Source organism: Xanthomonas sp. F1, from assembly GCF_014199855.1.
Map to the genome: position 1 here is coordinate 127,204 of NZ_JACHOK010000002.1, position 23,351 is coordinate 150,554.

Here is a 23,351-nt window from a genome sequence, read left to right on the forward strand (position 1 = left end):
GGAGGCCCGGCCCGGCGCTGCAGGCGGTCTGAACGAGGCAGGATGACGGCCCGCGGCGGCAGGAATCGCGCACGCCGGGCGGGTCCGGTGCAACCGGGGGCCATGCAATCGGTGCCGGCAGCGGGCTGTCGAGCGTGTCCCGTGCAGGGAAGTGGTCTGGCCTGGGGCGCGCTCGCTGCGGGCACATCCACCCACCCGATGGCGCCGCCGTTGCTCGCTCCGGTGCGCTCGGAGTACCGGCGCGCGCGCCTGTCCGGTGCTGGCGCCAAGACAATGGTCTGGTCGCCCTCGTTACCGCTCCCACGGCCGCTGCCGCCACCGCGCCAGGCCATTGCGACAGGGCGCGCAGCGGCATTCCGTGATGTGCTGACCACGGACAGCGAAGCCTGCTAGGATGGGCGCTTCGCTTCATCAACCCGGCCGTGGGATCGGCCCCGGAGACCTCCTGAATGACCCGTATTATCGAGTTCCTGATCGCCCTGGGGATCGTGGCTGGCCTGTTCGTCATTGTCGGCGTGGTGCTGCCCTCGGAGCGTCACATGTCCGAAAGCGTCGAGACCAATCGGCGCATGACCATCGTCTATGACACGGTCAACAGCCTGCGTCGGTTCAAGGACTGGAACCCCCTGGTGCTGCGCGACCCGCGCATCGAGCTGAAGCTCTCCGGCCCGGAATCCGGCGTCGGCGCGCGCCTGGACTACAGCTCCAAGGAGGGCTACATCGGCAAGGGTAGCTGGACCATCACCTCGACCGAGAAGAACAAGGACGTGGTCATCGCCATCGAGGACGAGACCAAGGGCAAGGACAAGACCACCTCGTTCAAGCTCGAGTCGACCGGCAAGAACGGCCGCAACGTGAAGATCACCCAGGACTACACCGTCAAGTACGGTTGGGACCTGCTGGGTCGCTACGCCGGCCTGTACGTCAGCCGCCATGTCGGCGACGACATCAAGCTGGGCCTGTCGCGCCTGAGCAACGTGCTGGCCACCGTGCCGAACGTGGACTACCGCTCCGACGACACCCCGCTGAAGGACCTGAAGGTCGTCGATGTTCCGGCCGAGGATCTGCTGGTGGTCAACGCCGGCAACATCGACCGCGACAACGACTCCATCAAGAAGTCCATCAAGGACAACCAGGAGTGGATCAAGCGGGTGATGGACGCCAACGGCCTGGAAGCGGCCGGTCCGGTGCGCATCGTCACCACCGACTTCGGCGCCGACAAGTACGCCTTCGACGTCGCCCAGCCGGTGCGCAAGCGTGCCGGTGGCGCGCCGAAGGACGACGCCAAGAAGGAGGAGAAGAAGGACGACAAGCAGGATGCTGCCGCCGCTGCCGCGCCGGTCGATGCCACCCCGGTTGCCGCCTCCGGCGAGCCGCTGAAGGTGACCATCCCGCAGGGCGCCCCGGTGACCTACCTGCGCACCGAAGCGCACCGTTCCGCCTTCGCCAGCTACACCGGCCACATGGCCGGCCTGGATGCGGCGCGCAATGCGCTGCGTGCCTGGGCCGCGACCAGCGGCTACGACGTGACCGACCGTCCGTACGAAGCCTGGAAGGGCGGAGTGGACAAGTCGTTCACGCCGGAAGGCACCTACGACATCTACTGGGCGATCAAGTAAGTCCTGCCCTGGTGGACGAGTGAACCGGAACGCGCCGCATCTTGCGGCGCGTTCTGTTTTTGGGGGCGGCAAACGCTGCCGCGCTCCCGGAGGGAATGCACATGCTGACGTTCGATCGCCGTACGCGCGGGCCGTTCTGGCTGTGCAGCGCCGGCGCGCTGCTCGCGGCCGTGGCCATCGGCCTGTCCGCCTATGCCTCGCACGGCGTTGCCGAGCCCCTGGCGCAATCGCACCTGCAGACCGCGGCGCTGTACGCCTTCGGCCACGGCGTGGCGCTGGCGGCGCTGGGCCGCCGCAGCGAACGCCTGCTCGGCCGCAGTGCGCTGTGCCTGTTGCTGCTCGGCACCTTGCTGTTCTCCGGCAGCCTGGCCGGCAACGCGCTGGCGCAGTGGCCGACGCGGCTGGCGCCGATCGGCGGCACCACGCTGATGCTGGGCTGGCTGCTGTGGGCGGTGGACGCGCTGCGGCGCTGAGCCGGATGCGCTTCGGCACAGGGTGAGGCAAGCCAAGCGCAGTGGCGGGTCGATGCGCAAAGAAGCGTTTGAAACCTTGCGCTTGCGAAGCTGAAGCGGTGCGGCGCGATGCTGTCGCCGCGGGGACTCAAGGTGCCGGTGCGACACGCGTGCCAGAGGGCGTGTCCGCGCTGGTCGGCTTGGGGTGCCGCGCCGCGCTCAGCGGTCCCCGACCAGTTCCACCTGCGCCTTCAACCGCACCCACGCGTCCTGGCTGGGGTCGTTGACCGTGACCTGCACGGTGTAGGTGCCGAGCGGGTCGCTGTCCTCGAAGCGCAACTGCACCGACAGAGGCGCCAGTTCCAGCAGGCCGGCGGCGGCCGGTGGACCGCCCATGCCCAGCGGGCGCATCGGGTCCTGCAGGGTGGTACTGCCATCGGGGCCGAGCATGCGCAGGCTCATCTGCGCATCGCAGGCGCCGCCGTTGTTGGGGCTGGGCGCGCAGCCGGAGTACAGCAGTGCCACCCGCAGCAACTGCCCGCGATGCACCCGCGCGATCGTGCGCAGCTGCGGCGCATGCGCGGCCTCGGTTTGCCCCCATTCCTGTGCGAACGCGGCGAAGTCGGCGTCGTCGGCGATCTGCAGCGCGGCGGCGAAGGCCTTGTCGTGGCCGCGCTCGGCGCTGTCCGGCAGGGCCTGGCCCTGCCGGTCGTGCCATTGCGCGGCGGCGCAGGTGGGCAGCGCCAGGGCCAGCAGGGTCAATGCCCGCCAGGCGGCGGTGCCGGCGCGCGGCCGGCGGGTGTCGGAACGGATCATGCGCAAGCGGCCTCCTGCCAGCACCAGTGCCAGGGTTCGTAGACGATGCCATGTGGGTTGTCGCGCGGATAGCTCATGCGGTAGCCGAAGGCGCCGGCGTGGTCGCGCAGCCAGGCGAAGGCCCGCGTGCGCTCGAAGCTTTCCTCGGCCGGCGGTTCGCCGGGCGTGCCGATGTCCAGCGCGTGCCCGCTGTGGTGCTCGCTGAAGCCCGGCGCGGCATTGACCGCGAGGATCTGCTCCAGGGTCTGCCCACGGGCGAACTTGCGCGCGAAGATGCCCAGTTGATACGCGTGGCTGCGATAACCGGAAATGGCCTCGAGCACCACGCCATCGCGCGCAGCGGCATGGTGCAGCGCGTGCCAGGCGCGCGCTGCGCCCGCGCTCAGCCACAGCGGGCGTCGGTAGCGGTCGTTGCCGGCCGCGTGCAGGCTGGCCGGTTCCGGCTGCAGCGGCAGGCCGGTGCGCTGCGCGTAGGCGTCGGCGGCCAGGCCCAATTGGTCCAGCCGCTGCTGCAGAGCGTGCAGCGGCAACCAGGTCTCATCAGCCGCCATCGCGCCACGCGCGGGCAGCGCGTCGAGACGATCCAGCGCCGCGTCGATGCCAGGCTCGTGCATCAGCCGCGGCACCAGCCCATGCAGCCCGTGTGCGTTCGCGGTCGCCAGGTAGCGTCCATCGTGCTTGCGCCGCAGCAGCCAGGTCGCCTGCGCGAGCTGGCGCGCGTCGGCGTTGCTGCGGGCGCGCAGCCGCGCGGCCGGCAGCAGTTCGATGGCTTCGGTGTTGAGCAGCAGATTGGGAACGGTGCGCATCGGCACAGGGTAGAGCCAAGCACCGCGGGCGACCAGTCGCGGGGGCGATCCTGCCGCGCCGCGCACGATGCGGCAGGTGCGACTCAGAAGAACTCGTCGAGCAACTGGTGGAACTGCAGCCGCTGCGGGTCCGGCGTGGCGATGCCGTACGCGGCGAAGAAATGGTCGGCGAGCTGCGGGCCGAATTCGTCCAGGCAGTTGGCCAGGATCGCCAGGTCCTGGTAGGGATCGGCAACGCCGGCGCGGCCGAGATCGATCACCCCGACGACGCGGTCCGGCGCGTCGAGCAGGATGTTGTCCAGCGAATAGTCGCCGTGGCACAGCACGCGCTCGCTGGCCAGCGGCAACAGTGCGGTCATCGCCTGCCACACCGCGTCCGCCGACCAGCCGGCCCGCGCGGCGTCGAAATCCTCGGTGTCGACCAGGCCTGCCTGCAGGCGGCGCTGCGCCGCGGCCAGGCGCAGCGGGTGGCCTGCCTCGAACGGGCAGGTGTCGATCGGCGTGGCGTGTAGGCGGCGCAGGAACTCGGCCAGCGCCTGCACGATGCGCTGCGCTTGCGCGGGTGCGTCCTGCAGCCACTGGTAGGCGGTCTTGCCCGGCAGGGCTGCGCTCAGTAGCCAGGCGCCGGCGGCGTCGGCCTCGAAATGCAGCACGCGCGGCACCCAGCCCGTGCCACGCAGCCAGTGCAGGCGGGCGAACTCGTCCACCACGTCGTCGTGCGTCGTGCCGGTGCCGCGCTTGAGGTACAGATCCGGCGTGCCGGCGCCGCCGAGCCGATAGACCTGGGCGCCGGCTTCGCCGACCAGATTGCGGTGCCACAGCAGGCCGTGCAGCCGTGCCGACAGCGTCGGCGGCAGGGCCGGTGCGGTGGCGGGAATCTCGCGTGGGGCCGCGTCGTCCATCGGGCTGATCCTGGCGTCATGGTGGAGGGCGAAGTCGCCGCCACCGTCGCGATGCCTGCGGCTGCGACGAGGACGAACGTTGCTGGTGTTCCAGCATATCGCCTCGGGTACATCGGAACGCTCGACCTGGCGTCCTCGACGTAGCCGGCGCGTGCCAACCGCGAGCAATGATCGCACCGCGCGCAGCGTGTCGTGCCCTGCACCAAGGCCGGTCGCAGCGGCAGCCGACGCGGCAACGCGCGCCGCACTCACGCCAGGCGGCGGGCCGTGCCGCAGGTGTCTTCGCCATCACGCGCCTGCGCCGCGCGCGTCTGCCATTCCTGCAGCACCTGCCGGGGCTGTTCGACGCTGAGCAGTAGCCAGCCGCCATCGTGCAACGGAACGGCCAGGACGCGATCGCTGGTGATCAGGCAGAACGCCTTGTGCCCGTCGCGGGTGCGGTAATGGCCGGCGTGGAAGCCGGGATAGCCGAAACCGAACACCTTCAGTGCCGGCCTGAAGCCGGTGTGCTCGGACAGCGCGACCACGCGCGCGGCCTCCAGGCGCAGCGCGGCCAACGGCACGCGCTTGGTCAGGAAGGTTGCGCGCACCTCCACCAGGCCGTCGTGCAGCAGCACGCGTTGCCGCGCGAAAGTGGCGGTGCCGGCCACGCCGATCAGTGCCAGCAGCCCGAAATGCCACCACAGCGCGCCGGGCCGCGCGGCGTGCAGCGCGACGCCGCCGATCACCGCGGCCACGGCCAGCAGCGGCAGCCACAGCCACAAGGCCAGGCCCAGCCGATGCGCCGGCGATACCGGATACCGTCGTGCCGGCGAGGGCAACGTGGATCGCAGCCGGCTCATGGCGCGGCGCCGTGGCTGGCGGGCAGGGCGCGCACCCAGGTGGCGGCATCGGCGATCAGGGCCGGGTCGACGTGGCCGGGCGTCGCGTACTCGCCCGGCCCGGGTGCGCCGGTGCCGGCGATGCCCAGATGGTTCAGTGCGGCGTAGCGGTGCAGGGTGGCGTGCGGATCGTGCGCCAGCGCCTGCTGCCAACGCTGCCAGTCCGGCGCGGTGACCTGGAAATCGCGCTCGCCCTGCAGCCACAGCACCGGCATCGGCCCGAGCGCGCGGACGTCGGCGACCGGATCGACCTGCTCGATCGCGCGCCAATAGGTGGCAGGCACGTCCAATGGCGAATCGTTGCGCGCGACCTCGCCACTGCCGCGGACCTTGGCCACGCGGCGCTCGATCTCGGCCAGCGCCGCCTGCCGCTGCGGCGACAGCGGATGTTCCTGGTTCAGCAGGTAGCGGTTCTGCTCGATCAACAGGTCCAGCAGCGGTCGCGCCGGCGCCGCCCACAGCACGATGCCGGCGGTCTTGCCGGAGCGGCGTGCAATGCGGGCGGCGAGCATGCCGCCCTGGCTGTGGCCCATCACCACGATGCGCGCAGGGTCGATGCCGGGCGTGCGCGCCAGCGCCGCCACCGCGGCGACGGCGTCGTCGGTGGTCTCGTCGTCCATGGTGAAACCCTGGTCGATGCGCCCGGCAAAGCTCTCCGGCACGGCGAAGGTCCGCTTGTCGTAGCGCAGCACCGCGATGCCCTGCGCGGCGAGCCCGCGGGCGACGTCGAGGAACGGACGGTTCGGGCCGATGGTCTCGTCGCGGTCCTGCGGGCCCGAGCCGTGCACCAGGACCACCGCCGGGAACGGACCCTTGCCTGCCGGCAGGGCCAGCGTGCCCGGCAGCGGACCGACCGCGAACGCCCGTTCGCTGAAGCCGGCGTCGGCGTCGGGAGGCGGAGGCGCCGGCGGTGGTGCGGGAGTGAACAGCAGGCCGGCGATCTTGCCGTCCGCGTCGATCGACACATGCGCCAGCAGTGCGCCGCGCTCGAACTGCAGGCGCTGTTCGATCACCCGCAGCCCGTTCTGCTCGCGTTCGCTGGCCGGCCCGCGCTGCTGCAGCGCGCCCAGTCGTGTGGACAGCATGCGCCAGGCCTCGGCCAGCTTGTCGGATGGCACCGCCTTGGCCATCGCCGGGGTGAACTCGGCTTCGACCGCGGCCAGGTCGCCGGCCTGCAGGCGATCCAGCAGCGCACTGGCGGTCTGTTGCGGCGTCGCGGCCAGCACCGTGAGCGGAGCCAGCAGCGCCGTCAGTGCAAGCGCAAGAACCCGATGCGGGCGCACGTCAGAGCTCCCGCTTGAACATCATCAGCGGTTTGGTGCCAGGCAGGGTGAGGACGTTGACCAGTTCCCAACCGAGCTTGCCGTGCTTGTTCAGGTCGGCCTGCAGTTCGTCCAGCTTCAGGCCCAGCATCAGGTTGGTCTTGGCCTCGACGGTGAGGTACTCCCAGCGCTTGCTCATGATTCCGGCTCCTTGTCGTCACGCGGCTTGGGCAGCCGCCCGGCCTTGCGCAGCGCGTCGCGCAACACGTATTCGATCTGCGCGTTGAGGCTGCGCAGTTCGTCGTCGGCCCAGCGCTGCGCCGCCGCCAGCACGTCGGCGTTGATGCGCAGCGGATAGGCCTTCTTCTCGCTCATGACCGCCCCTGCCGCGCGGCGTCGCTGCGCCGCAGATGCAGCAGCATCGACACGATCAGCGCGTTCACCGCCAGCAGCAGCGCGATCGCCACCGCGTAGACGCCGACGCGCTGGCCGCCTGTCCAGTACAGCGCCGCGGCGCCGACCAGGATCGCCAGGCCGATCAGCGCCCAGCGCAGGCCCAGCCCGCGCGCGCGGTCGTCGCCCTTGCCGCCGATCCAGGCGGCGATGACCAGGGCCGGCAGGCCGGAGAGGGCGAGCGCCAGCGGCGCGATGGCGGCATGCATATCCATCGGCACCTCAGTACAGCGAGCCGGCGTTGACGATCGGCTGGGTGCCGCGGTCCGAGCACAGCACGGTCAGCAGGTTGCTGACCATGTGCGCCTTGCGCTCCTCGTCCAGCTCGACCACGCCGTTCTTCTGCAGTTCGGCCAGGGCCATCTCGACCATGCCCACCGCGCCGGCGACGATGCGGGTGCGCGCGGCGATCACCGCGTTGGCCTGCTGCCGCTGCAGCATCGCCTGGGCGATTTCCGGGGCGTAGGCGAGGTGGCTGATGCGTGCCTCGATCACGTCCACGCCGGCCTGGGTCAGGCGTTCGTCGAGGTGGCGCTTGAGCTGTTCGCTGATCTCGTTGGGGTGGCTGCGCAGCGAGATCTGCCCGTCCTCGTGCTGGTCGTAGGGATAGCTGGTGGCCATCGCACGCAACGCCGCTTCCGACTGGATGTGCACGAAGCTCTCGTAGTCGTCGACGTTGTAGACCGCCTCGGACGCGTCCATCACCTGCCACACGATCACCGCGGCGATCTCGATCGGGCTGCCGTCCAGCTCGTTGACCTTGAGCCGGCCGCTCTCGAAATTGCGCACGCGCTGGCTGACCTTGCGCTTGCTGAAGAAGGGGTTGTTCCAGCGCAGGCCCTGGTCCTTGACCGTGCCCACGTAGCGGCCGAACAGGCTCAGCACCGCGGCCTGGTTCGGTTCCAGCGCGTACAGGCCGACCACCAGGAACAGCGCGACGGCCAGCACCGGGATCGCGACCAGCAGGGTCCACGGCATCGCCGACGGCTGCAGCACGCCGGTGGCGATGATCGCGCCGGCGCCGGCCACGAACACCAGGACCAGGACCAGGATCATCGGGATGCCGGGCAGGGAGGAACGGGGCTGCTCTTTCATGGTGGACGTCCTTGGGTGGTTGGACGAAAAGATATCAAATTGATATCAGGTTGCAAGAGGTGGAGATTGGGGATTGGGGATTCGGGATTGGTAGAAGCGAGGCACGCGGGCGGGCCAAGGGTTCGCTTGCGCAAATCCCCCGATCTGGCGGTCTCAATGGAATGCCGCTGCGACAGCGAGCAGGCGCGACCTGGCCGCATTCGCCGAGTGCATGCTGGAAGCACATGTCCCCAGCCGGCCGAGGGCCGCCGGTACGGCGTCAGACTGGCTGCGATCCGCTCTTGCGAATCCCCAATCCCCACTGCCGAATCCCGGCCGTTCGGCGAATCCCCAATCCCGATTCCCTAATCCCGGCTTTTCAGCCAATCCCCAATCCCGATTCCCGATTCCCGGCCGCCGCAGGCGGCCACTCACCCGCCGAGGATCAACACCGGCGAGCGGAAACCGCTGAGGTGGTGGGTGTCGGTGGCGATGTCGCTGCGGTAGCGGCCGGGGATCTCGATCTGGCAGCGTTTGCCGATGCGCACGCCGGGGCCGATGTCCACCTGCCGGCCGAGCGTGGCCTGGGCGCCGATCTGCGCCTCCGCACCGAGCGTCGCGCCGGCCTCGATCCACGCCGAGGCGCCGACCTTGACCGCCGATTCCAGCACCGCCGCCGCGCCGATCCAGGCGTTGAAGCCGATGTCGCAGTGCGCATCGACGATGGCGCCGGCGCCGATCGCGCAGTTCTCGCCGACGCGCGCGCTGGCCGCCACCTGCGCGCCGCGGCAGATCAGCGGCGGCATCTTGAAGCCGCGCGCCTTGAGTTCGCCCATCAGCTCCTGGCGGCGGAAATTGAGGAACTGCGCGCCCCAGGCGACGAAGGCGGTGGCGCCGGTATCGGCCAGCGCGTGCAGGGCATCCAGGTCGAAGCGGTAGTCCTTGCCCTGCGCCACGTCCACCGGGTGCAGCACGCAGTCCGGCGCCGCCTCGGCCCAGGCGGCGAGCGCCCAGCGCAGCAGCGCGCCGCTGCCGACCACGTATTTCTCAGAGGTCATGGCGGCCCTCCATGACGTCCATGTACCAGCGTTCGATCTGCATGTTGGCGTGCTCGTAGTCGCCCAGCACCGCGCGCGGGGCGCCGGCGCGCAATCCCGACTGCACCTGTTCCATGATCTCGATGTCCTCGCGCAGCACCTTCTCGGCGCCATGCAGATGCCCCAGCAGCACCGCGTCGGAGCCCGGATAGCGCTGTTTTTTGCGTGCGGTGACGTAGTAGACCAGCAGGTCGGTGCGCTGCGCCGACACCGGCTGGTGGTGCTCGATGATGAAGGAGTAGCCGCCCGAGCCCGAGGCGATGTGCAGGTTCGGATACAGCAGCCAGTTCAGATACCAGTCGTCGTTGCCGAAGCGTTCGACGTGCGCGTGCCAGGGGTAGTGCGCCATCGCCAGCAGCGGCTCGTTGAGGCCGCCGCTGCTGAAATCGCGCAGGCGCGCCAGATGCGCCTCGCGCGAGGCGCTGCCCTCGGTGTGGTAGCGGCGCGCGTCGGCAATGCCGGCGTCGTCCATCTGCACCTGGAACTTCACCTGCTGCGCCAGCGTACGCGCATGCACGAAGCGCGGGTGCAGCGCATCGCGCAGGTTCTCGTAGGCCAGCTTCCAGTTGAAGTCGGCTTCGAAGGTCGCCACCAGCACCTCGTCGTCGAACTGCTCGGAAGCGGCGCGCAGCATCTCCAGCGCCTCCAGCGAGAACTGCGTCTCCAGCGGCATCGGCTCGGCCGACAGGTTCACGAACACCAGCTTGCCGATGCAGGCAACCGCGAAGCGGCGCAGCCGCAGGCAGGCGCGTGCTTCAGGGGCCAGACGGTAGGCATCGTCCTGGAACGGGATGTTGTCCACGCCGCCGTCGGCGCCGTAGCGCCAGCCGTGATAGCTGCAGACCAGCGGGCGCACGCCCTGCGGTTGCTGCTGCAGCGGGTTCTGCCGGTGCAGGCACAGGTTGTCGAAGGCGCGCAGTTCGCCGTCGATGTTCTGCACCACCACGTCCACCCCGCACACCGACCGGCGCACGAAGGCGTTGGGCTTGTCCAGCAGCATGCGCGGGGCCACGAACTGCCACAGCGGCATCATCAGCTTTTCGCGCTCGCGGGCGAACCAGGCCTCGTCGATGTATGCCTCGGCCGGCATCAACGACTGCATGGGCGCTTCTCGGCGGTGCGGCAGGGCGTGCCGTGGCGGTGTTCGGCGCTGTGTGCGTGCATGGCGACATCCCCAGTGACGCTGCGGAAGATAGCACCTCGCCGCGCGCAGCCGCCTTCCCGGTCCTTGCATGGATGCTGCGGTATCGCCACGCACGGTCGCAACGCTAAGGCAGCAACACGATGGCGCCGGTGCTCGTGCGCGATTCCAGCAGCCGGTGCGCGTCGGCCGCGCGCTCCAACGGCAGCCGCGCACCGATCTCGACCTGCAGGCCATCGGCCAGCCGTTGCAGCGTCGCCTGCGCCGCGGCGCGATAGCCGTCCAGGTCGCGGGCGATGAAGCCCAGCACGCTCGGCCGTGCCAGCGCGATCGAGCGCGCCGGGCCGAGATCGTCGAGGTCCACGCAGTGCCGTGCGCCCACCGCGGCGACTTGGCCGATGCTCGCGACCAGGCCGAACGGGCGCACGGCGCCGAGCGTGCGGGTCAGCACCTCGCCGCCGATGCCGTCGATGGCGTAGTCGACGCCGTCGCCACCGCCGAACGCGCGCGCGGCGGCGACGAAATCCTCCTGCCGATACTCCACCACCGCCTCGGCGCCATGGCGGCGTGCCAGCTCGGCCTTGGCGGCCGAGCCGACCGTGCCGATCACGCGTGCGCCGAGCGCGCGCGCCCACTGCGTCGCCAGCAGGCCGAGCCCGCCGGCCGCGGCGTGGATCAGCACGGTGTCGCCGGCCGCGACCTGGCGAACACGATGCAGCAGCATGTGCACGGTGATGCCTTTCAGCAGCCCGGCCGCGGCGGCTTCGTCGCTCAGCGCGTCGGGGAGCGGCAGCACGCGCGCGGCCGGCAGCGTGCGCAGGCTGGCGTAGCTGCCATTGGGCAGGCCTGCATAGGCGACCCGTTGGCCGGGCGTCAGCGTGCATACGTCGGCACCCACTGCGTCGATCACCCCGGCCGCCTCGATCCCGAGCGCCGCCGGCAGGTGCGGCAAGGCATGGGCGCCGCTGCGGAAATAGATGTCGACGAAGTTCACGCCGATGGCGGTCTGGCGGATGCGGACCTCGCCAGGGCCGGGGGCGGCGACCGGCGCATCCAGTCGGCGCAGCACGTCGGCGGCGCCGTAGCGGTCGATGCCGATGCGCAGGGCAGTGCGGGGAAGGGACATGGCGGTTTCTCGGCGTGGGGAGGAAGCCGTCATCATCCGGCCGTGCATAATTCGGCGGAATTCCCGTCTTTCGCCCAGTCATTGTGCAAAATTCGACCGAAACCGGCGCGCTCCCTGCCGCATCTCCCGCGATGAGCTGGGACGACGTCCGCTACTTCCTGGCCGTCCTGCGCGACGGCAGCCTGTCCTCGGCGGCGCGGACCTTGCGGGTCCAGCACTCGACGGTGGCGCGGCGCATCGATGCGCTGGAGGCCGCACTGGGCCTGCGCCTGTTCGATCGCCTGCCGCGCGGCTGGTTGCCGACCGCCGAAGCGCTGCAGTTGGCCGAGCACGGCACCCGCCTGGAAGCCGAAGCGCATGCCTTCGGCCGCGCCGCGCAGGGCGCCACGACGTTGGAAGGCGTCGTGAGGATCTCGGCCTCGCCGGTGTTCGCCAGCCACTTCCTGGCGCCGCGCCTGGCCCGCGCGCAGCGTGCCTGGCCGGCGCTGCGCATCGATCTGCTGGGCGAGGCGCAGGCGGCCAACCTGTACGCGCGCGATGCTGATCTGGCGGTGCGGCTGTCGCGGCCGCAGGCGCCGGGACTGGTGGCACGGCGCATCGGCACCATGCGGTTCGCGTTGTGCGCGAGCCCGGAGTGGGCCGACGCGGCGCCTGCCAGTTGGCCATTCGTCGGCTACGACGATGCGCTCGCGCACACTCCGCAGCAGCAATGGCTGCTGCGCTTCGCGGGCGGGCGCCGGTTCGCGTTCGTCGCCAACGATCTGGCCGCGCAGCTGCATGCCTGCGCGGCCGGGGCCGGCGTGGCGCTGCTGCCGCGGTTCCTGCTGGAGGCGACCGCGGCGAGCGCCGGCGGGGCGCTGGTCGAACTGCCCGAGGCGCCACGCTGCGACGTCGAGCGTGAGATCTGGCTGGTCGTGCATCCGGACGTGCGCCGCGCGCCGCGCGTGCAGCGGGTCGCCGAGGCCATCGCCGATGCGGTGCAGGCGGCGGACGGGCGGCTTTAGAATAGCCACCCCTCTTCGCGCAGGCGCCGCCGCCATGGTCACTCTGGGAACCCCGCTGTCCGCTTCCGCCACCCGTGTGCTGCTGCTCGGCTCCGGCGAACTGGGCAAGGAGGTGGCGATCGAACTGCAGCGCTTCGGCGTGGAGGTGATCGCAGTGGACCGCTATGCCGACGCGCCGGCGATGCAGGTCGCGCACCGCAGCCACGTGGTCGACATGCTCGATGCGATGGCGCTGCGCGAGGTGATCGCGCGCGAGCGGCCGCATCTGATCGTGCCGGAGATCGAGGCGATCCACACCGAGACCCTGGTGGCGCTGGAGCGCGACCACGGCCAGCGGGTGATCCCCACCGCGCGCGCGGCACGGTTGACCATGGACCGCGAAGGCATCCGCCGCCTGGCCGCCGAGACGCTGGGCCTGCCGACCTCGCCGTACCGCTTCGTGGACACGCCCGAGCAGTATCGCGAGGCGATCGCCGCGGTGGGCCTGCCCTGCGTGGTCAAGCCGGTGATGTCGTCCTCCGGCAAGGGCCAGAGCACGCTGCGCAGCGCCGACGACATCGACGCGGCCTGGGAATACGCGCAGACCGGCGGCCGCGCCGGCGCCGGCCGCTGCATCGTCGAAGGCTTCATCGACTTCGACTACGAGATCACCCTGCTGACCGTGCGCCACGCCGGCGGCACCGCGTTCTGCGATCCGATCGGGCACTGGCAGAAGGACGGCGACTACCGCGAGAGCTGGCAGCCGCAGCCGATGTCGGCGCTGGCCCTGCAGCGCGCGCAGGACATCGCCCGCGCGGTCACCGACGATCTCGGCGGCTGGGGCCTGTTCGGCGTGGAGCTGTTCGTCAAGGGCGACGAGGTCTGGTTCAGCGAGGTGTCGCCGCGGCCGCACGACACCGGGCTGGTCACCCTGGTGTCGCAGGAACTGAGCGAGTTCGCCCTGCATGCGCGCGCGATCCTCGGCCTGCCGATTCCGGCGATCCGCCAGAACGGCCCGTCGGCCTCGTGTGCGCTGCTGGCGCACGGCGAGGGCGTGCCGCGCTTCGGCAACGTCGACGCCGCCCTGCAGGTGCCGGACACGGCCCTGCGCCTGTTCGGCAAGCCCAGCGTGCACGGCCACCGCCGCGTCGGCGTGACCCTGGCCCGCGGCGCGAGCATCGACGAAGCGCGGCAGATCGCCCGCGACGCCGCCGCCGTCCTCACCATCGATCTAGACGCATAAGACTACGAGCGCACGGAAAGCGGGGCCAAAGTGGACCCGCTTTCCCATTCCCCACTCCCGATTCCCCATTCCCGGCCTCTCAAGCCGGCGGCGCAAATCGTGCCGCCGCCAGGCGGATGCTCCAGACCAGTTCCACCATGGCCAGGTTATTGAGCAGGGCCTCGCCGCCCAGCACCAGCCAGTAGCCGGCGCCGTCGACCCAGAACGGCACGAACGACCAGTCCGGCAGCAGCAACTGCGGCTCGCTGTAGAACGCCACGTAGCGGTGCGCGCCGTGCCAGCCGCGCGCGCTCTGGCGCTGGGCGAAGCCGGAGAAGTCGGCCGCGGCCACGCTCAGCGTCTCGGCCTGTTCCTGGTCCAGGCCGGCATGGCCCAGGCAGAAGCCGCTGTCGGATGCCAGCACCGCGCGGCGTTCGGCCGACAGCGGGGCGATCACGTGCTGGGCGAAATCGTCCAGGCGGATTTCCGGGCCCGGCAACGCGCGCCGCAGCAACTGCACCCATTGCTGTTCGCGCGCGTCCTGCAGCAGGCGCTGCGCGTCGCCGCCCACGCGCTGGCGCCATTCCTGCAGCGACAGCGCGCCGTGCGCGCCGAGCAGCAGTTGCAGCGCGCGCTGCATGCGGTCCGGCGTGGCGCTGGCGAAGCCGTGCAGCACGCCGTGCGGGGTCGGCATCAGCCAGGTCGGTTCGGAGTTGCTCGGTTCGGAGGCGGTCATCGCGGCGCACTCGCGCTGGAAAAGGACAGGGCGTCGACGCTGCGGCCGCCCAGCGGTTCGCGCTGCTGCAGCCAGCGCGCAGTGCTGTCCCAGCGGTCGCCCAGGGCCAGCGCATGGCGGCGCAGTTCGCGGGTGGCCAGCATGAAGGCGAGCTTGTCCTGGCAACTGATGCAGTAGTCCAGGAACTCGCGTTCGCAGCGCGCCGCGGCGATCGGTGCGCCGTCGCACAGCGCATCCACCACCTCGCGCACCATCCGTCGCGAATGGTCCGGGCTGGCCCGGCGCACCCGCGCCGGCACGTCGGCGGACGGCCGCGCCAGCACGCTCCAGCGCGTGGCAAGGGCGTTGATCGGCAGCAGCGCGTGGCGCTGGCTGTGGCGCTGGAAGGCTTCGGCCACGTGCGGTGCCAGATGCGCCGCGGCCATCTGCAGCGCCAACTGGCGCAGGGCGACGTCATGCCGCGGCAGGGCGACGAACAGGTCGGCGAGCACGCCCTGGGTCGGTTCGTTGTCGTGCAGTTGCAGCGCCGCGTGCAGCCGCGCCAGGTGCGCGGCGGCATCGCGCGGGTCGCGCAGCAGGGCGCGGGCGTGGGTGCGCATCACCAGGCGTGCGGGATCGCGAGCGGGAAGAGTGGGCATGGGCGCCTCAGTCCAGCAAGGTGTCGATCAGGTCGATAATGAATTCGGCGTCCTCCGCGGACATCGCTTCGAAGCCGCGCTCCAGGCCCAGCGCGTCCAGCACCGCCTGGTCGTCGCGGTGCGCGGCATCGCCGAGCGTGAGCAATGCGTCGCGCAGCACCGGCAGTTGCGGGCCCAGGCGCGGATGCGCCAGCAGCACGTGGCCGATGTCGCACAGCGCGCTTTCCACCAGCGGGCGCAACCGCGCGCGGGTCAGCCGCGACAGGCCGTGGTAGGCGGTGGCCAGGAACAGGCCGGCGTCGGCTTCGCCTTCCAGCAGCAGTCGCGCCACCGCGGCATAGCTGCTGGCCGGGCGCCAGGCGATGCGCTCCGGCTCCAGGTCGGCCGGTTCCAGCAGGCGCAGGCCGATCAGGCGCACGTCCTGGTTGGCGGTCAGCGCGATACGGCAGCCATAGGGCAGGTCTTCCACGCACCGCGCGGGCGCTTCGGCCGCGGTCGCGATCACCACCTCGTCGGCGTGTCCGCGCGGCCGCACCAGCGGCAGGTAGCCGCGTTCGCGGATCAGCGCGCTGGCGTCGAACGGGCTGGCGTACACCAGGTCGACGACGCTGTCGTCCAGCAACTGCCGCTGTTCGGCGGCGTCGGCCGGCATCAGCAGGCGCAGGCCGATGCCGGCGCGGCGCTGCAGCACCGTGCTGAGCAGGTACCAGCCGCCGAAGTATTCGGGCGCGAAGTCCGGCGCGACCAGGAAGGTGCAGCTCATGCCGGGGCCTGCGTGCGTTCGTCCTGCAGCCATTGCGCGTACAGCGGCTGCAGCGCGTCGATGCGCCGCCGCGAGGGCTTGCGCCGTACCGAGGTGAAGCCGACCACGCGGCCGTCGCGCACGTTCGGCAAGGCGGTGGCGTAGACCCAGTAGCAGGCGCCGTCGCGCCGCAGGTTCTTGACGTAGCCGTGCCACTTCTCGCCGGCCAGCACGGTGTCCCACAGCTCGCGGAACGCGCGCCGCGGCATCTCCGGGTGGCGCAGGATGCAGTGCGGCGCGCCGATCAACAGCGCGCGCGGCCAGCCGCTGAGTTCGACGAAGGCCTCGTTGGCGTGGGTGATGACGCCGTCCAGGTCGGTGCGCGAGACGATCAGGCGCCCGTCCGGATAGGCTACCTCGCGTTCGCTCCAGTACACCGTGCGGCGGCTGCCGTCGTGATAGCGCAGTTCGGCGCTGCGGTGCGGCTCGTGCGGCGGATCCATCGGCGGCAGCGGCATGGCGGCCCCCTACAGGATCTGCTGCAGCGCCTGCGCGGCGCGCTTGATGTCCAGGAACACCAGGCCCAGCCTGGCGCTGGGCTTGGCCAGTACGGTGAGCACCGCCTCGCGGCCGGCCGCACTCATGATCACGTAGCCCGATTCGCCCTGGATCAGCACCCGCTCCAGCGCGCCGCGCGCCAGTTCGCGCGCGCTGCGCTCGCCCAGCGCGAGCAGCGCCGCGGACATCGCGCCGACGCGGTCCTCGTCCATGCCCTGCGGCATCGCCGAGGCGATCATCAGCCCGTCCAGGGAGATCAGCGCCGAGGCCTCGATATCGGCGGTGGCGCCGTTGAGCCCCTCCAGCGCCTGTTGCAACTGTTGCGTTCGCATGCTCGCCTTCCGCTTGCGCATCCCGACCGGGTGCGGGAGGCATTGGACCGCGTCGGCGCGGTGTTGCCCTTGATCTGGATCAAGGCCGATGGCGGTGCTGGGCGCGGCAGTCCGGCGAGCGCCGCGGGCTGGCTGTGGGAAGGCCGCGCTGCGGAACGCGGTGGAGGCACGCGTGGCGGGGCTGAAGCCCCTCCCGCAATGGCGCCGGTCGGTACGACGACTGTCGCGTGCCGCGCGGCAGGCGGTCCACGCGTAAAGCGGGCAATGCTCTGCCAGAAAGAACGCGGCGGCCCATGGAGCCGCCGGTGGTGTGCTGTACGGGCCGCGTCGCGACCTGGGTTGTGTTCTGTCGCCTGTGCTTACGGCCCCGCGGCGACGTCGACCCAGACCAGATGGTGGTCGCTGCCATCGGCGATGGCCGCGGCGGGATCGCTGGATGCCGGCCAGAACACGCCGCTGTCCAGGTAGCGGAAGTTGCGCGACGGCAGCACGTAGTCCAGGCGCATTGTGCCGGCCTTGGGGCCGAAATCGCCGGTGACCTGCTGCGGCGGGCCGCGATGGGCGATGCCGGTGGCCGCATACACGCGCGTGGTCTCTTCGCCGCCGGCACTGTGCGGGGTGGGGTACTGCAGGACGCGCGGATGCGTCACCAGGGCGCGGATCGCGTCGTGGCGGCCGTCGCCGTCGATCACGTCGTTGTTGAGGTCGCCGAGCATCACGAACTGCGCATCGGCGGCCAGTCCGCCGCAGCGGCCGGCGTCGTCGCACAGCCAGCGCGCCTTGCCGCTGCCGGCATCGTCCAGGTACTCGCGCCACAGCCGCAGCTCGTCGTGGTTGCGTGCCGCGTTGCGCTTCTCCGCGCCGTCGAATACCGGCGGGGTCGGATGCGACACCAGCGCATGCAGCACGCCCAGCGGCGTGCGCACCGGCACGTCCCAGTGCGACTTCGACGACAGCCGCAGCTGCGCCCACACCGCGTCGCTGTGGAAGAAGCGGCTGGTAGCCGGGTCGACCGGGCGCAGCGCGTCGGGCATCGCGCTCCACTTCAGCAGGCGGAAGCTGCGCACCGCCGCGGCGTCGATCGGGTACCTGGACAGCAGCAGCATGCCGTACTGGCCGGGATGCAGGCCGTAGCCCCAGGCGTCGTTGCCGCGCGCACGCCCTTCGCCGCCGACGTGGCCGTCGTTGTCCAGGTCCAGGCCGCTGGGGACGCCGGTGTTGACCGGGGCCAGGTAGCGGTACGGATAACGCAGCGCCGCGCCGCCGTGCGGTTGCGGCACCGCCAGGTAGCGCTGCTCGAACAGGTCGGCGGCGCGGTGCGCATCGTCGTAGTCGAACTCGTTGAGCAGCACGATGTCTGGGCGCACCTGCTGCAGCACCGAGGCGATCTTGCGTGCCTGCGCGTTGTCGCCTTGCAGTGCGGCGATCAGCCCGCCGGGTTCGTCGGCATTGAGCGAGGTGTTGTAGGTGGCCAGCCGCAGTGTCGTGGAGGCAGGCGCGGCGGCGTCGGTCATCAGGCGGGTGGCGGGAGCGGTGTGCGCGCAGGCGCCGCACAGCAGGATCAGGGCGAGCAGGAGGAGGCGTGAGGTCATGCGCCAAGTTTCGCATGCGCTGCATGTCCGCACGATGGCGCGACCGCGGGCGGCGGCACGGCTCGGCAACGCGATGCCAGTCGCCGTCGGCTAGCCGCCGAGCTGGCGCAGGTAGTCGTCGAAGTCGCGCCAGTGGCGGCCGTCGTAGGCCTGCAGCGGCCGGAAGCGGCGCTTGTAGTCCATTTTCTGGTGGCCGCGGATCCAGTAGCCCAGGTACAGATGGCCCAGGCCTTCGCGTCGCGCCCATGCGATCTGCTGCAGGATCGCCAGCGTGCCCAGGCCGCGTGCGCCGGCGTCCGGGTCGTAGAAGGTGTAGACCGCCGACAGCGCCTGCGCGGCGATGTCGGTGACCGCCACTGCCAGCAGTGGCCCGCGCCGTCCATCGGGCATGCGTTGCCGCAGCTCCAGGAAGCGCCCATGCGACCAGTGGCCGATCAGGAACTGATCGAACTCGTGCGCGCCGTGATCGTCCATGCCGCCGCCGGGATGGCGATGGCGCAGATAGCGCTGATACAGCGCCAGCTGTTCCTCGCTGCGCTCGGCGGCGACGATGCGCACGTCGACATCGGCATTACGCGCCAGGCAGCGGCGCTGGCTGCGATCGGGCACGAAGTCCTCGATCGGGATGCGCACCGCAACGCAAGCGCGGCAGTGGTCGCAGTGCGGGCGATAGACCAGATCGCCGGAGCGGCGGAAGCCCCAGCTCAACGCCAGCGGATACAGCGCGCCCAGACGCGGGTCGTGTGGGTCCAGTACCAGGTCGCGGGCTTGCCGCTCCGGCCAGTAGCCGCATGCGTGCTGGCCGGTCTGGAACAGCCGCAGGTCGTCGCTGGCGTCGGAATGGATGGCCATGCGTCGAGCATAGCGCTTCGCCATCGCAGAGGCCGCGACTGTCCCGTCCATGAATGCGCCTGGCGACGGGTCAACCGCGGCGACGACGGGGCGTTGTCTGCAGGGAAGGCGCCACGGTGCCGGTCCGCTGCACGGACCGCTCGCGACGCCGGACGCCTGCCGTCCCGGCAGGTGCCTCATCATCCTCAGGGAGTGACCCATGAAGTCTCGCAACCCGCTGCTTGCCCTGGCCGTGCTGGCCGTCCTGTCCGGTGCCGCCTACGCCGTTCCGCCGCCGGCCAATCCCGCCGCGCCCGCCGATGCCGGCGGCATCGCCGCGCTCGACAAGAACGGCGATGGCGTCATCGACCGCAGCGAGGCCGCCGCCGATCCGCGTCTGGCCGAACATTTCGATGCGCTGGACAAGAACCACGACGGCAAGCTCAGCCGCGACGAGTGGCCGCGGCACGGCCGCCACGGCGGCCCGGGTGGGCACGGCGTGCCCGGCGCGATGATGGCCAAGCTGGACACCAACAAGGATGGCCGCATCAGCCGCGCCGAAGCGCAGGCCGATCCGAAGCTCGCCGCGCGTTTCGACAAGATGGACGTGAACAAGGACGGCTACATCGACCGTGCCGACTTCGAGCTGCGCGCCAAGCAGCATCGCGATGCCTGGTTCACCGCCGCCGACACCAACAAGGACGGCATGCTCAGTCGCGCCGAGTTCGATGCGGCGCAGGCCAAGCGTTGGGCGCATCGCCCGGGCGGGCAACGCGGCGGCGACGCGCCGCCGCCGATGCCGGCGCCGGACAGCAACTGAGCCATCCGCCGCGGCGGTGGCCGCGGCGTCACTGCACCAAGGCGCCGATCGACAGCGCCCCTGCGCCCGCGCAGGGGCGCTTTTGTTTGGGGAACCATGTTGCTGCCGCGCGCCGGGCAGTACAGCGGCAGGTGCAGCGCGGTACGCGCATGGCCGTGCGGCGCGCCGCGCCGTCAGGCAAGGGCGATCCTCGGCAGAACGTCATCGCCACGGGCGGCGTCCGCCGCATGCGCGGACCAGCGGTCGGCGTGGCTCAGTTGTCGCGCGGTGCCGGCTGCACCCGCACCCGCACTTCGTCGTCGCCGGCCTCCGCCGGTGGCGCGGTGGTCGGCCTGGCCGCTGGCGCTGCAGCCGGCGTGGGGGCCTGCTTCTGCTGGCCAAGGTGGCGCAGCGCGATGACCATCGCCACCGCACCGATCGCCAGCAGCAGGGCGATGCGGATGCGCCAGGCCCAGCGCTGGCCGGTGTCCGCTTCCACCTGCGAGCGGAACTCGTTCAGATAGGGGGCACGGCCCTGTTCCGGATCGCGGCGGGTGCTGTCGAGCAGGCCGGCGTCGCGCAGCAGTTCGCGCGCGCGCGGCTGGTCGTCGGCATGCACCACCCACACCGTGGGCTGGGCCTGCGCCGCCACCGGATCCAGATAACTGAACTGGCCGCTGCGGCGGGTCCGGTAGGAGCGGCCGTTGCTCAGCCGCACGTCGATGCCGGCATCGCGCAGCAGCGCGGCGACGCCTTCGGCGGTTTCCACGCGCTGGCTGCTGAAGATCTGACGCATGTTCGTGTCCTCAGCGTTTGGCCGGCACCTGCGCCGCGGCGTCGGCGTCTGGAACCACGCGGATCAGGCCTTCCTGCGCAGTGCTGGCCACCAGGGTGCCGTCGCGGGTGAAGAACTGCCCGCGCGCCAGGCCGCGCGCGCCCTGCGCGCTGGGACTGTCCAGCGAATACAGCAGCCAGTCGTCGGCGCGGAACGGGCGGTGGAACCACAGCGCGTGGTCGAGCGAGGCCATCTGCACGTTCGGCGTGTAGTAGCTGATGCCGTGCGGGAAGGTGGCGGTGCCGAGCAGGTGGAAGTCCGAGGCGTAGGCGAGCAGCGCCTGGTGCAGCTCCGGCGCATCGCCGACCGGCTCGCTCAGGCGCAGCCACATCTGCTGGAACGGCGGACGCTTGGGCGGGTTCAGTTCGTCGCGCGGATACACGTGGCGGAACTCGAACGGGCCGCCGCGCGAGAGCCAGCGCTGCACCTTGGTCGGCAGCGTCGCCAGCACTTCCGGACGCGCCGCCGGGGTCGGTTCGATGTCTTCCGGCTGCGGCACTTCCGGCATCTTCAACTGGTGCGTGGCGCCGTCCTCCTGCTCCTGGAACGAGGCCGCGCAGAAGAAGATCACCTTGCCGTGCTGGATCGCGGTGACCCGGCGCACCGAGAAGCTGCCGCCGTCGCGGGTACGGTCCACGTCGTAGACGATGGGATGCTCGATGTCGCCGGCGCGCAGGAAGTAGGCGTGCAGCGAATGCACGCGGCGCGCGTTCTCCACCGTGGCCTGCGCCGCCGACAGCGCCTGGCCCAGCACCTGGCCGCCGAACACGTACTTGGTGCCGATGTCGCGGCTCTGGCCGCGGAACAGGTTGTCCTCCAGCCGCTCCAGCGACAGCAGCTCGATCAGTTCGGAGACGACGGGGGCGGGCTTGGCGGACAAGAGGCGGGGCCTGGCGACGGACGTGCGCCGATTATAGCGGGCCGTCCGCGCCCGCCCGCGAGGTCCAAGCCTAAGGGCTGTGGCTGCGCGTGCCGGTGGCCGCGTCAACGCTCGGGCGTGGACGGGCGTCCATTTCCCCGCGCTTCCTTGCCACAGGTATGCGCGACCGCGGCGCCGCATGCTCGGGGATGGAGGACTTGTCCTAGCCCTTGCCCAGCCGCGCCGCCAGCGCGCGCAGCGCGGCCTGGGTGTCCGGCGCCTGCCAGTCGTCGATCAGCCGCTCCAGCCCGATGTGCTCGTCGGCAAGGGCCATGCCCAGGTCGGCGCGGGCGATGGCACGGGTCTGCAGCATCGGCTGCCGCGGCCGCTTCAGCAATTCCAGCAGCCAGGCCAGCGCACGTGCCACCACCAGGTCGGCGTCGACCAGTTCGTCGACCAGGTCGATCTCCAGCGCGCGCTCGGCGCTGACCAGGTCGCCGCCGACCAGCAGGCGCTCGGCGCGGTGCGCGCCGACCACGCGCCGCAGCAGGCGCTGGATGCCTTCCGGCGCCACCAGGCCGACCTGGGTCTCGTTGAGCCCGATGGTGACCGGGCGCGCAGGCTCGGGGCTGCGCGCCATCACCCGGTAGTCGCAGCACAGCGCCAACACGCAGCCGCCGGCCGGGGCGTGCCCGGTCAGCGCCGCGACCACCGGGATCGGGCTGGCGGCCAAGGCGCGCGCCGCGCCGAAGAACTGCTGCCAGCTGCCGAGCAGCTTGGCGCGGTCGTCGCCATGGCTGAGCAGGTGCGGCACGTCCATGCCGGCGGAGAACAGCCGTTCGTTGCCCGACAGCACGATGCCGTGCGCGCCGTCGGCCGCGGCCTGCTCGATCGCCTGGATCAGCTGCTGGCACAGCGCGGTGTCCAGCGCATTGACCGGCGGCCGCGCCAGGCGCAGTTCACGGATGGGGCCGTGGTTGATCACGTCGATGAGCGTCGTCATGCTGCGGTCTGCTTTCGAAGAAGGAACCTCGGCGATGATAACCAAACCATTCGCTGGCGTATTGTTCGTGCTGTGCGCGGCCGCCACCGCGGCGTCTGCCGCGGAACCGGCGTGCCTCACCCTGGAGCAGGGCTGGGCGCGGCTGCCGCCGAATCCGGCGATGCCGATGACGGCCGGCTACGGCGTGCTCCACAACGGCTGCGGCAAGCCGGTGACGGTCGTCGGCGCCAGCAGTGCCAGCTTCGGCGATGTGTCGCTGCACGAGACCACGGTCGTGGCTGGCGTCAGCCGGATGCGCGCGGTCGAGCGCGTACCGCTGGCTCCAGGCGCCCGCGTCGAACTCAAGCCCGGCGGCATGCACCTGATGTTGATGCAGGGCAAGGGCGCGCTGACCGACGGGCAGGCCGTGCCGCTGCAATTGCAACTGGAAGGCGGCGGCAAGGCCGATGCGACGCTGACGGTGCGCAAGCAGGCGATGTAAGGAGCTCCATCGCGAGAAGAAGCCTTCTCCATGTCGTAAGCGCGGCTCTTGTCCCCTTTTGTGGGATCAGCCGCGACGAGCGAAGCCCAACGTCGGTTGACGGCACCCGTC

28 protein-coding genes are annotated in these 23,351 nt (G+C 71.0%); 6 read left to right on the top strand and 22 right to left on the bottom strand.

Translation table 11 applies throughout. The features are described 5' to 3' along the window. Positions 1 to 449 precede the first annotated feature (449 nt). Both GGR71_RS05260 and GGR71_RS05265 read left to right on the top strand, forming a co-directional pair. Positions 450 to 1,619: a polyketide cyclase gene (locus GGR71_RS05260; protein WP_160962822.1), complete on the top strand. Its 1,170-nt coding sequence runs from the start codon at positions 450 to 452 to the stop codon at positions 1,617 to 1,619. Between the two features lie 101 nt (positions 1,620 to 1,720). After that, entirely contained in the window at positions 1,721 to 2,092 is a 372-nt protein-coding gene (locus GGR71_RS05265) for a DUF423 domain-containing protein (RefSeq protein ID WP_048491486.1), read from the top strand. 198 nt (positions 2,093 to 2,290) lie between these two features. Here GGR71_RS05265 and GGR71_RS05270 read toward each other — a convergent pair whose 3' ends face one another. From GGR71_RS05270 to GGR71_RS05325, 12 genes are all read right to left on the bottom strand, one after another. Further along, positions 2,291 to 2,887: a hypothetical protein gene (locus GGR71_RS05270; RefSeq protein ID WP_160962820.1), complete on the bottom strand. Its 597-nt coding sequence runs from the start codon at positions 2,885 to 2,887 to the stop codon at positions 2,291 to 2,293. Next, positions 2,884 to 3,693: a M15 family metallopeptidase gene (locus GGR71_RS05275; protein WP_160962818.1), complete on the bottom strand. Its 810-nt coding sequence runs from the start codon at positions 3,691 to 3,693 to the stop codon at positions 2,884 to 2,886. The genes GGR71_RS05270 and GGR71_RS05275 overlap by 4 nt, the downstream gene beginning before the upstream one ends. A gap of 83 nt (positions 3,694 to 3,776) precedes the next feature. Next, positions 3,777 to 4,595 carry an APH(3') family aminoglycoside O-phosphotransferase gene (locus GGR71_RS05280; protein ID WP_160962816.1) on the bottom strand — a complete coding sequence of 273 codons (819 nt, stop codon included), beginning with the start codon at positions 4,593 to 4,595 and terminating at the stop codon, positions 3,777 to 3,779. 248 nt (positions 4,596 to 4,843) lie between these two features. Continuing rightward, positions 4,844 to 5,437, bottom strand: coding sequence for a hypothetical protein (locus tag GGR71_RS05285; protein ID WP_237474548.1), 594 nt, complete (start codon positions 5,435 to 5,437; stop codon positions 4,844 to 4,846). Beyond that, complete coding sequence (locus GGR71_RS05290) at positions 5,434 to 6,759, bottom strand: alpha/beta hydrolase (RefSeq protein WP_343160848.1); 1,326 nt, start codon at positions 6,757 to 6,759, stop codon at positions 5,434 to 5,436. The genes GGR71_RS05285 and GGR71_RS05290 overlap by 4 nt, the downstream gene beginning before the upstream one ends. Before the next feature lies 1 nt (position 6,760). Continuing rightward, positions 6,761 to 6,937, bottom strand: coding sequence for a DUF4177 domain-containing protein (locus GGR71_RS05295; RefSeq protein WP_160962814.1), 177 nt, complete (start codon positions 6,935 to 6,937; stop codon positions 6,761 to 6,763). Beyond that, on the bottom strand, positions 6,934 to 7,113 hold the full coding sequence (locus tag GGR71_RS05300) for an Arc family DNA binding domain-containing protein (RefSeq protein ID WP_160962812.1): 180 nt from the start codon (positions 7,111 to 7,113) through the stop codon (positions 6,934 to 6,936). The genes GGR71_RS05295 and GGR71_RS05300 overlap by 4 nt, the downstream gene beginning before the upstream one ends. Beyond that, positions 7,110 to 7,400, bottom strand: a complete 291-nt coding sequence (locus GGR71_RS05305; RefSeq protein WP_160962870.1) for a hypothetical protein — start codon at positions 7,398 to 7,400, stop codon at positions 7,110 to 7,112. The genes GGR71_RS05300 and GGR71_RS05305 overlap by 4 nt, the downstream gene beginning before the upstream one ends. Before the next feature lie 13 nt (positions 7,401 to 7,413). Beyond that, positions 7,414 to 8,286, bottom strand: a complete 873-nt coding sequence (locus GGR71_RS05310; RefSeq protein WP_160962810.1) for an SPFH domain-containing protein — start codon at positions 8,284 to 8,286, stop codon at positions 7,414 to 7,416. A gap of 410 nt (positions 8,287 to 8,696) precedes the next feature. Beyond that, on the bottom strand, positions 8,697 to 9,323 hold the full coding sequence (locus tag GGR71_RS05315; protein WP_160962808.1) for a DapH/DapD/GlmU-related protein: 627 nt from the start codon (positions 9,321 to 9,323) through the stop codon (positions 8,697 to 8,699). After that, the gene (locus GGR71_RS05320; protein ID WP_160962806.1) at positions 9,313 to 10,464 is read right to left on the bottom strand and encodes an aromatic ring-hydroxylating oxygenase subunit alpha; all 1,152 of its coding nucleotides are present in this window, start codon (positions 10,462 to 10,464) and stop codon (positions 9,313 to 9,315) included. The genes GGR71_RS05315 and GGR71_RS05320 overlap by 11 nt, the downstream gene beginning before the upstream one ends. Positions 10,465 to 10,630: 166 nt before the next feature. Beyond that, positions 10,631 to 11,629 carry a quinone oxidoreductase family protein gene (locus tag GGR71_RS05325; RefSeq protein WP_160962804.1) on the bottom strand — a complete coding sequence of 333 codons (999 nt, stop codon included), beginning with the start codon at positions 11,627 to 11,629 and terminating at the stop codon, positions 10,631 to 10,633. Between the two features lie 131 nt (positions 11,630 to 11,760). Between GGR71_RS05325 and GGR71_RS05330 the strand changes: the two genes are divergently transcribed. Then, complete coding sequence (locus GGR71_RS05330; protein WP_160962802.1) at positions 11,761 to 12,633, top strand: LysR family transcriptional regulator; 873 nt, start codon at positions 11,761 to 11,763, stop codon at positions 12,631 to 12,633. A gap of 34 nt (positions 12,634 to 12,667) precedes the next feature. After that, the gene (gene purT / locus GGR71_RS05335) at positions 12,668 to 13,855 is read left to right on the top strand and encodes a formate-dependent phosphoribosylglycinamide formyltransferase (protein WP_160962800.1); all 1,188 of its coding nucleotides are present in this window, start codon (positions 12,668 to 12,670) and stop codon (positions 13,853 to 13,855) included. Between the two features lie 79 nt (positions 13,856 to 13,934). Here the strand turns inward: purT and GGR71_RS05340 are convergent, their stop codons facing one another. From GGR71_RS05340 to GGR71_RS05370, 7 genes are all read right to left on the bottom strand, one after another. After that, on the bottom strand, positions 13,935 to 14,570 hold the full coding sequence (locus GGR71_RS05340) for a hypothetical protein (RefSeq protein ID WP_160962798.1): 636 nt from the start codon (positions 14,568 to 14,570) through the stop codon (positions 13,935 to 13,937). Then, complete coding sequence (locus GGR71_RS05345; protein ID WP_237474547.1) at positions 14,567 to 15,208, bottom strand: hypothetical protein; 642 nt, start codon at positions 15,206 to 15,208, stop codon at positions 14,567 to 14,569. The genes GGR71_RS05340 and GGR71_RS05345 overlap by 4 nt, the downstream gene beginning before the upstream one ends. A gap of 7 nt (positions 15,209 to 15,215) precedes the next feature. Then, complete coding sequence (locus GGR71_RS05350) at positions 15,216 to 15,971, bottom strand: PhnD/SsuA/transferrin family substrate-binding protein (protein ID WP_160962796.1); 756 nt, start codon at positions 15,969 to 15,971, stop codon at positions 15,216 to 15,218. Further along, positions 15,968 to 16,468, bottom strand: a complete 501-nt coding sequence (locus tag GGR71_RS05355) for a PAS domain-containing protein (RefSeq protein WP_160962794.1) — start codon at positions 16,466 to 16,468, stop codon at positions 15,968 to 15,970. Before GGR71_RS05355 ends, GGR71_RS05350 begins: the two co-directional genes overlap by 4 nt. A gap of 9 nt (positions 16,469 to 16,477) precedes the next feature. Continuing rightward, a complete protein-coding gene (locus GGR71_RS05360) occupies positions 16,478 to 16,840 on the bottom strand; it encodes a roadblock/LC7 domain-containing protein (protein ID WP_048491514.1) in 363 nt (120 codons plus the stop codon). 359 nt (positions 16,841 to 17,199) lie between these two features. Further along, on the bottom strand, positions 17,200 to 18,432 hold the full coding sequence (locus tag GGR71_RS05365) for an endonuclease/exonuclease/phosphatase family protein (protein ID WP_160962792.1): 1,233 nt from the start codon (positions 18,430 to 18,432) through the stop codon (positions 17,200 to 17,202). 90 nt (positions 18,433 to 18,522) lie between these two features. Beyond that, positions 18,523 to 19,455: an arginyltransferase gene (locus tag GGR71_RS05370; protein ID WP_456362598.1), complete on the bottom strand. Its 933-nt coding sequence runs from the start codon at positions 19,453 to 19,455 to the stop codon at positions 18,523 to 18,525. A 28-nt stretch (positions 19,456 to 19,483) separates the two neighbouring features. On the opposite strand from GGR71_RS05370, the gene GGR71_RS05375 reads away from it, so the two are divergent. Then, positions 19,484 to 20,083 (top strand): EF-hand domain-containing protein, encoded by a 600-nt coding sequence (locus GGR71_RS05375; RefSeq protein ID WP_160962771.1) that lies wholly within the window; start codon positions 19,484 to 19,486, stop codon positions 20,081 to 20,083. A 253-nt stretch (positions 20,084 to 20,336) separates the two neighbouring features. Here GGR71_RS05375 and GGR71_RS05380 read toward each other — a convergent pair whose 3' ends face one another. The 3 genes from GGR71_RS05380 to GGR71_RS05390 form a co-directional block, all read right to left on the bottom strand. Then, positions 20,337 to 20,858 (bottom strand): putative signal transducing protein, encoded by a 522-nt coding sequence (locus GGR71_RS05380; RefSeq protein ID WP_160962769.1) that lies wholly within the window; start codon positions 20,856 to 20,858, stop codon positions 20,337 to 20,339. Between the two features lie 10 nt (positions 20,859 to 20,868). Next, positions 20,869 to 21,777 carry an acyl-CoA thioesterase II gene (tesB, locus tag GGR71_RS05385; RefSeq protein ID WP_010341175.1) on the bottom strand — a complete coding sequence of 303 codons (909 nt, stop codon included), beginning with the start codon at positions 21,775 to 21,777 and terminating at the stop codon, positions 20,869 to 20,871. A 202-nt stretch (positions 21,778 to 21,979) separates the two neighbouring features. Next, the gene (locus GGR71_RS05390; RefSeq protein ID WP_160962767.1) at positions 21,980 to 22,759 is read right to left on the bottom strand and encodes an enoyl-CoA hydratase/isomerase family protein; all 780 of its coding nucleotides are present in this window, start codon (positions 22,757 to 22,759) and stop codon (positions 21,980 to 21,982) included. 34 nt (positions 22,760 to 22,793) lie between these two features. On the opposite strand from GGR71_RS05390, the gene GGR71_RS05395 reads away from it, so the two are divergent. After that, positions 22,794 to 23,240, top strand: a complete 447-nt coding sequence (locus GGR71_RS05395) for a copper chaperone PCu(A)C (RefSeq protein WP_160962765.1) — start codon at positions 22,794 to 22,796, stop codon at positions 23,238 to 23,240. Positions 23,241 to 23,351 lie beyond the last annotated feature (111 nt).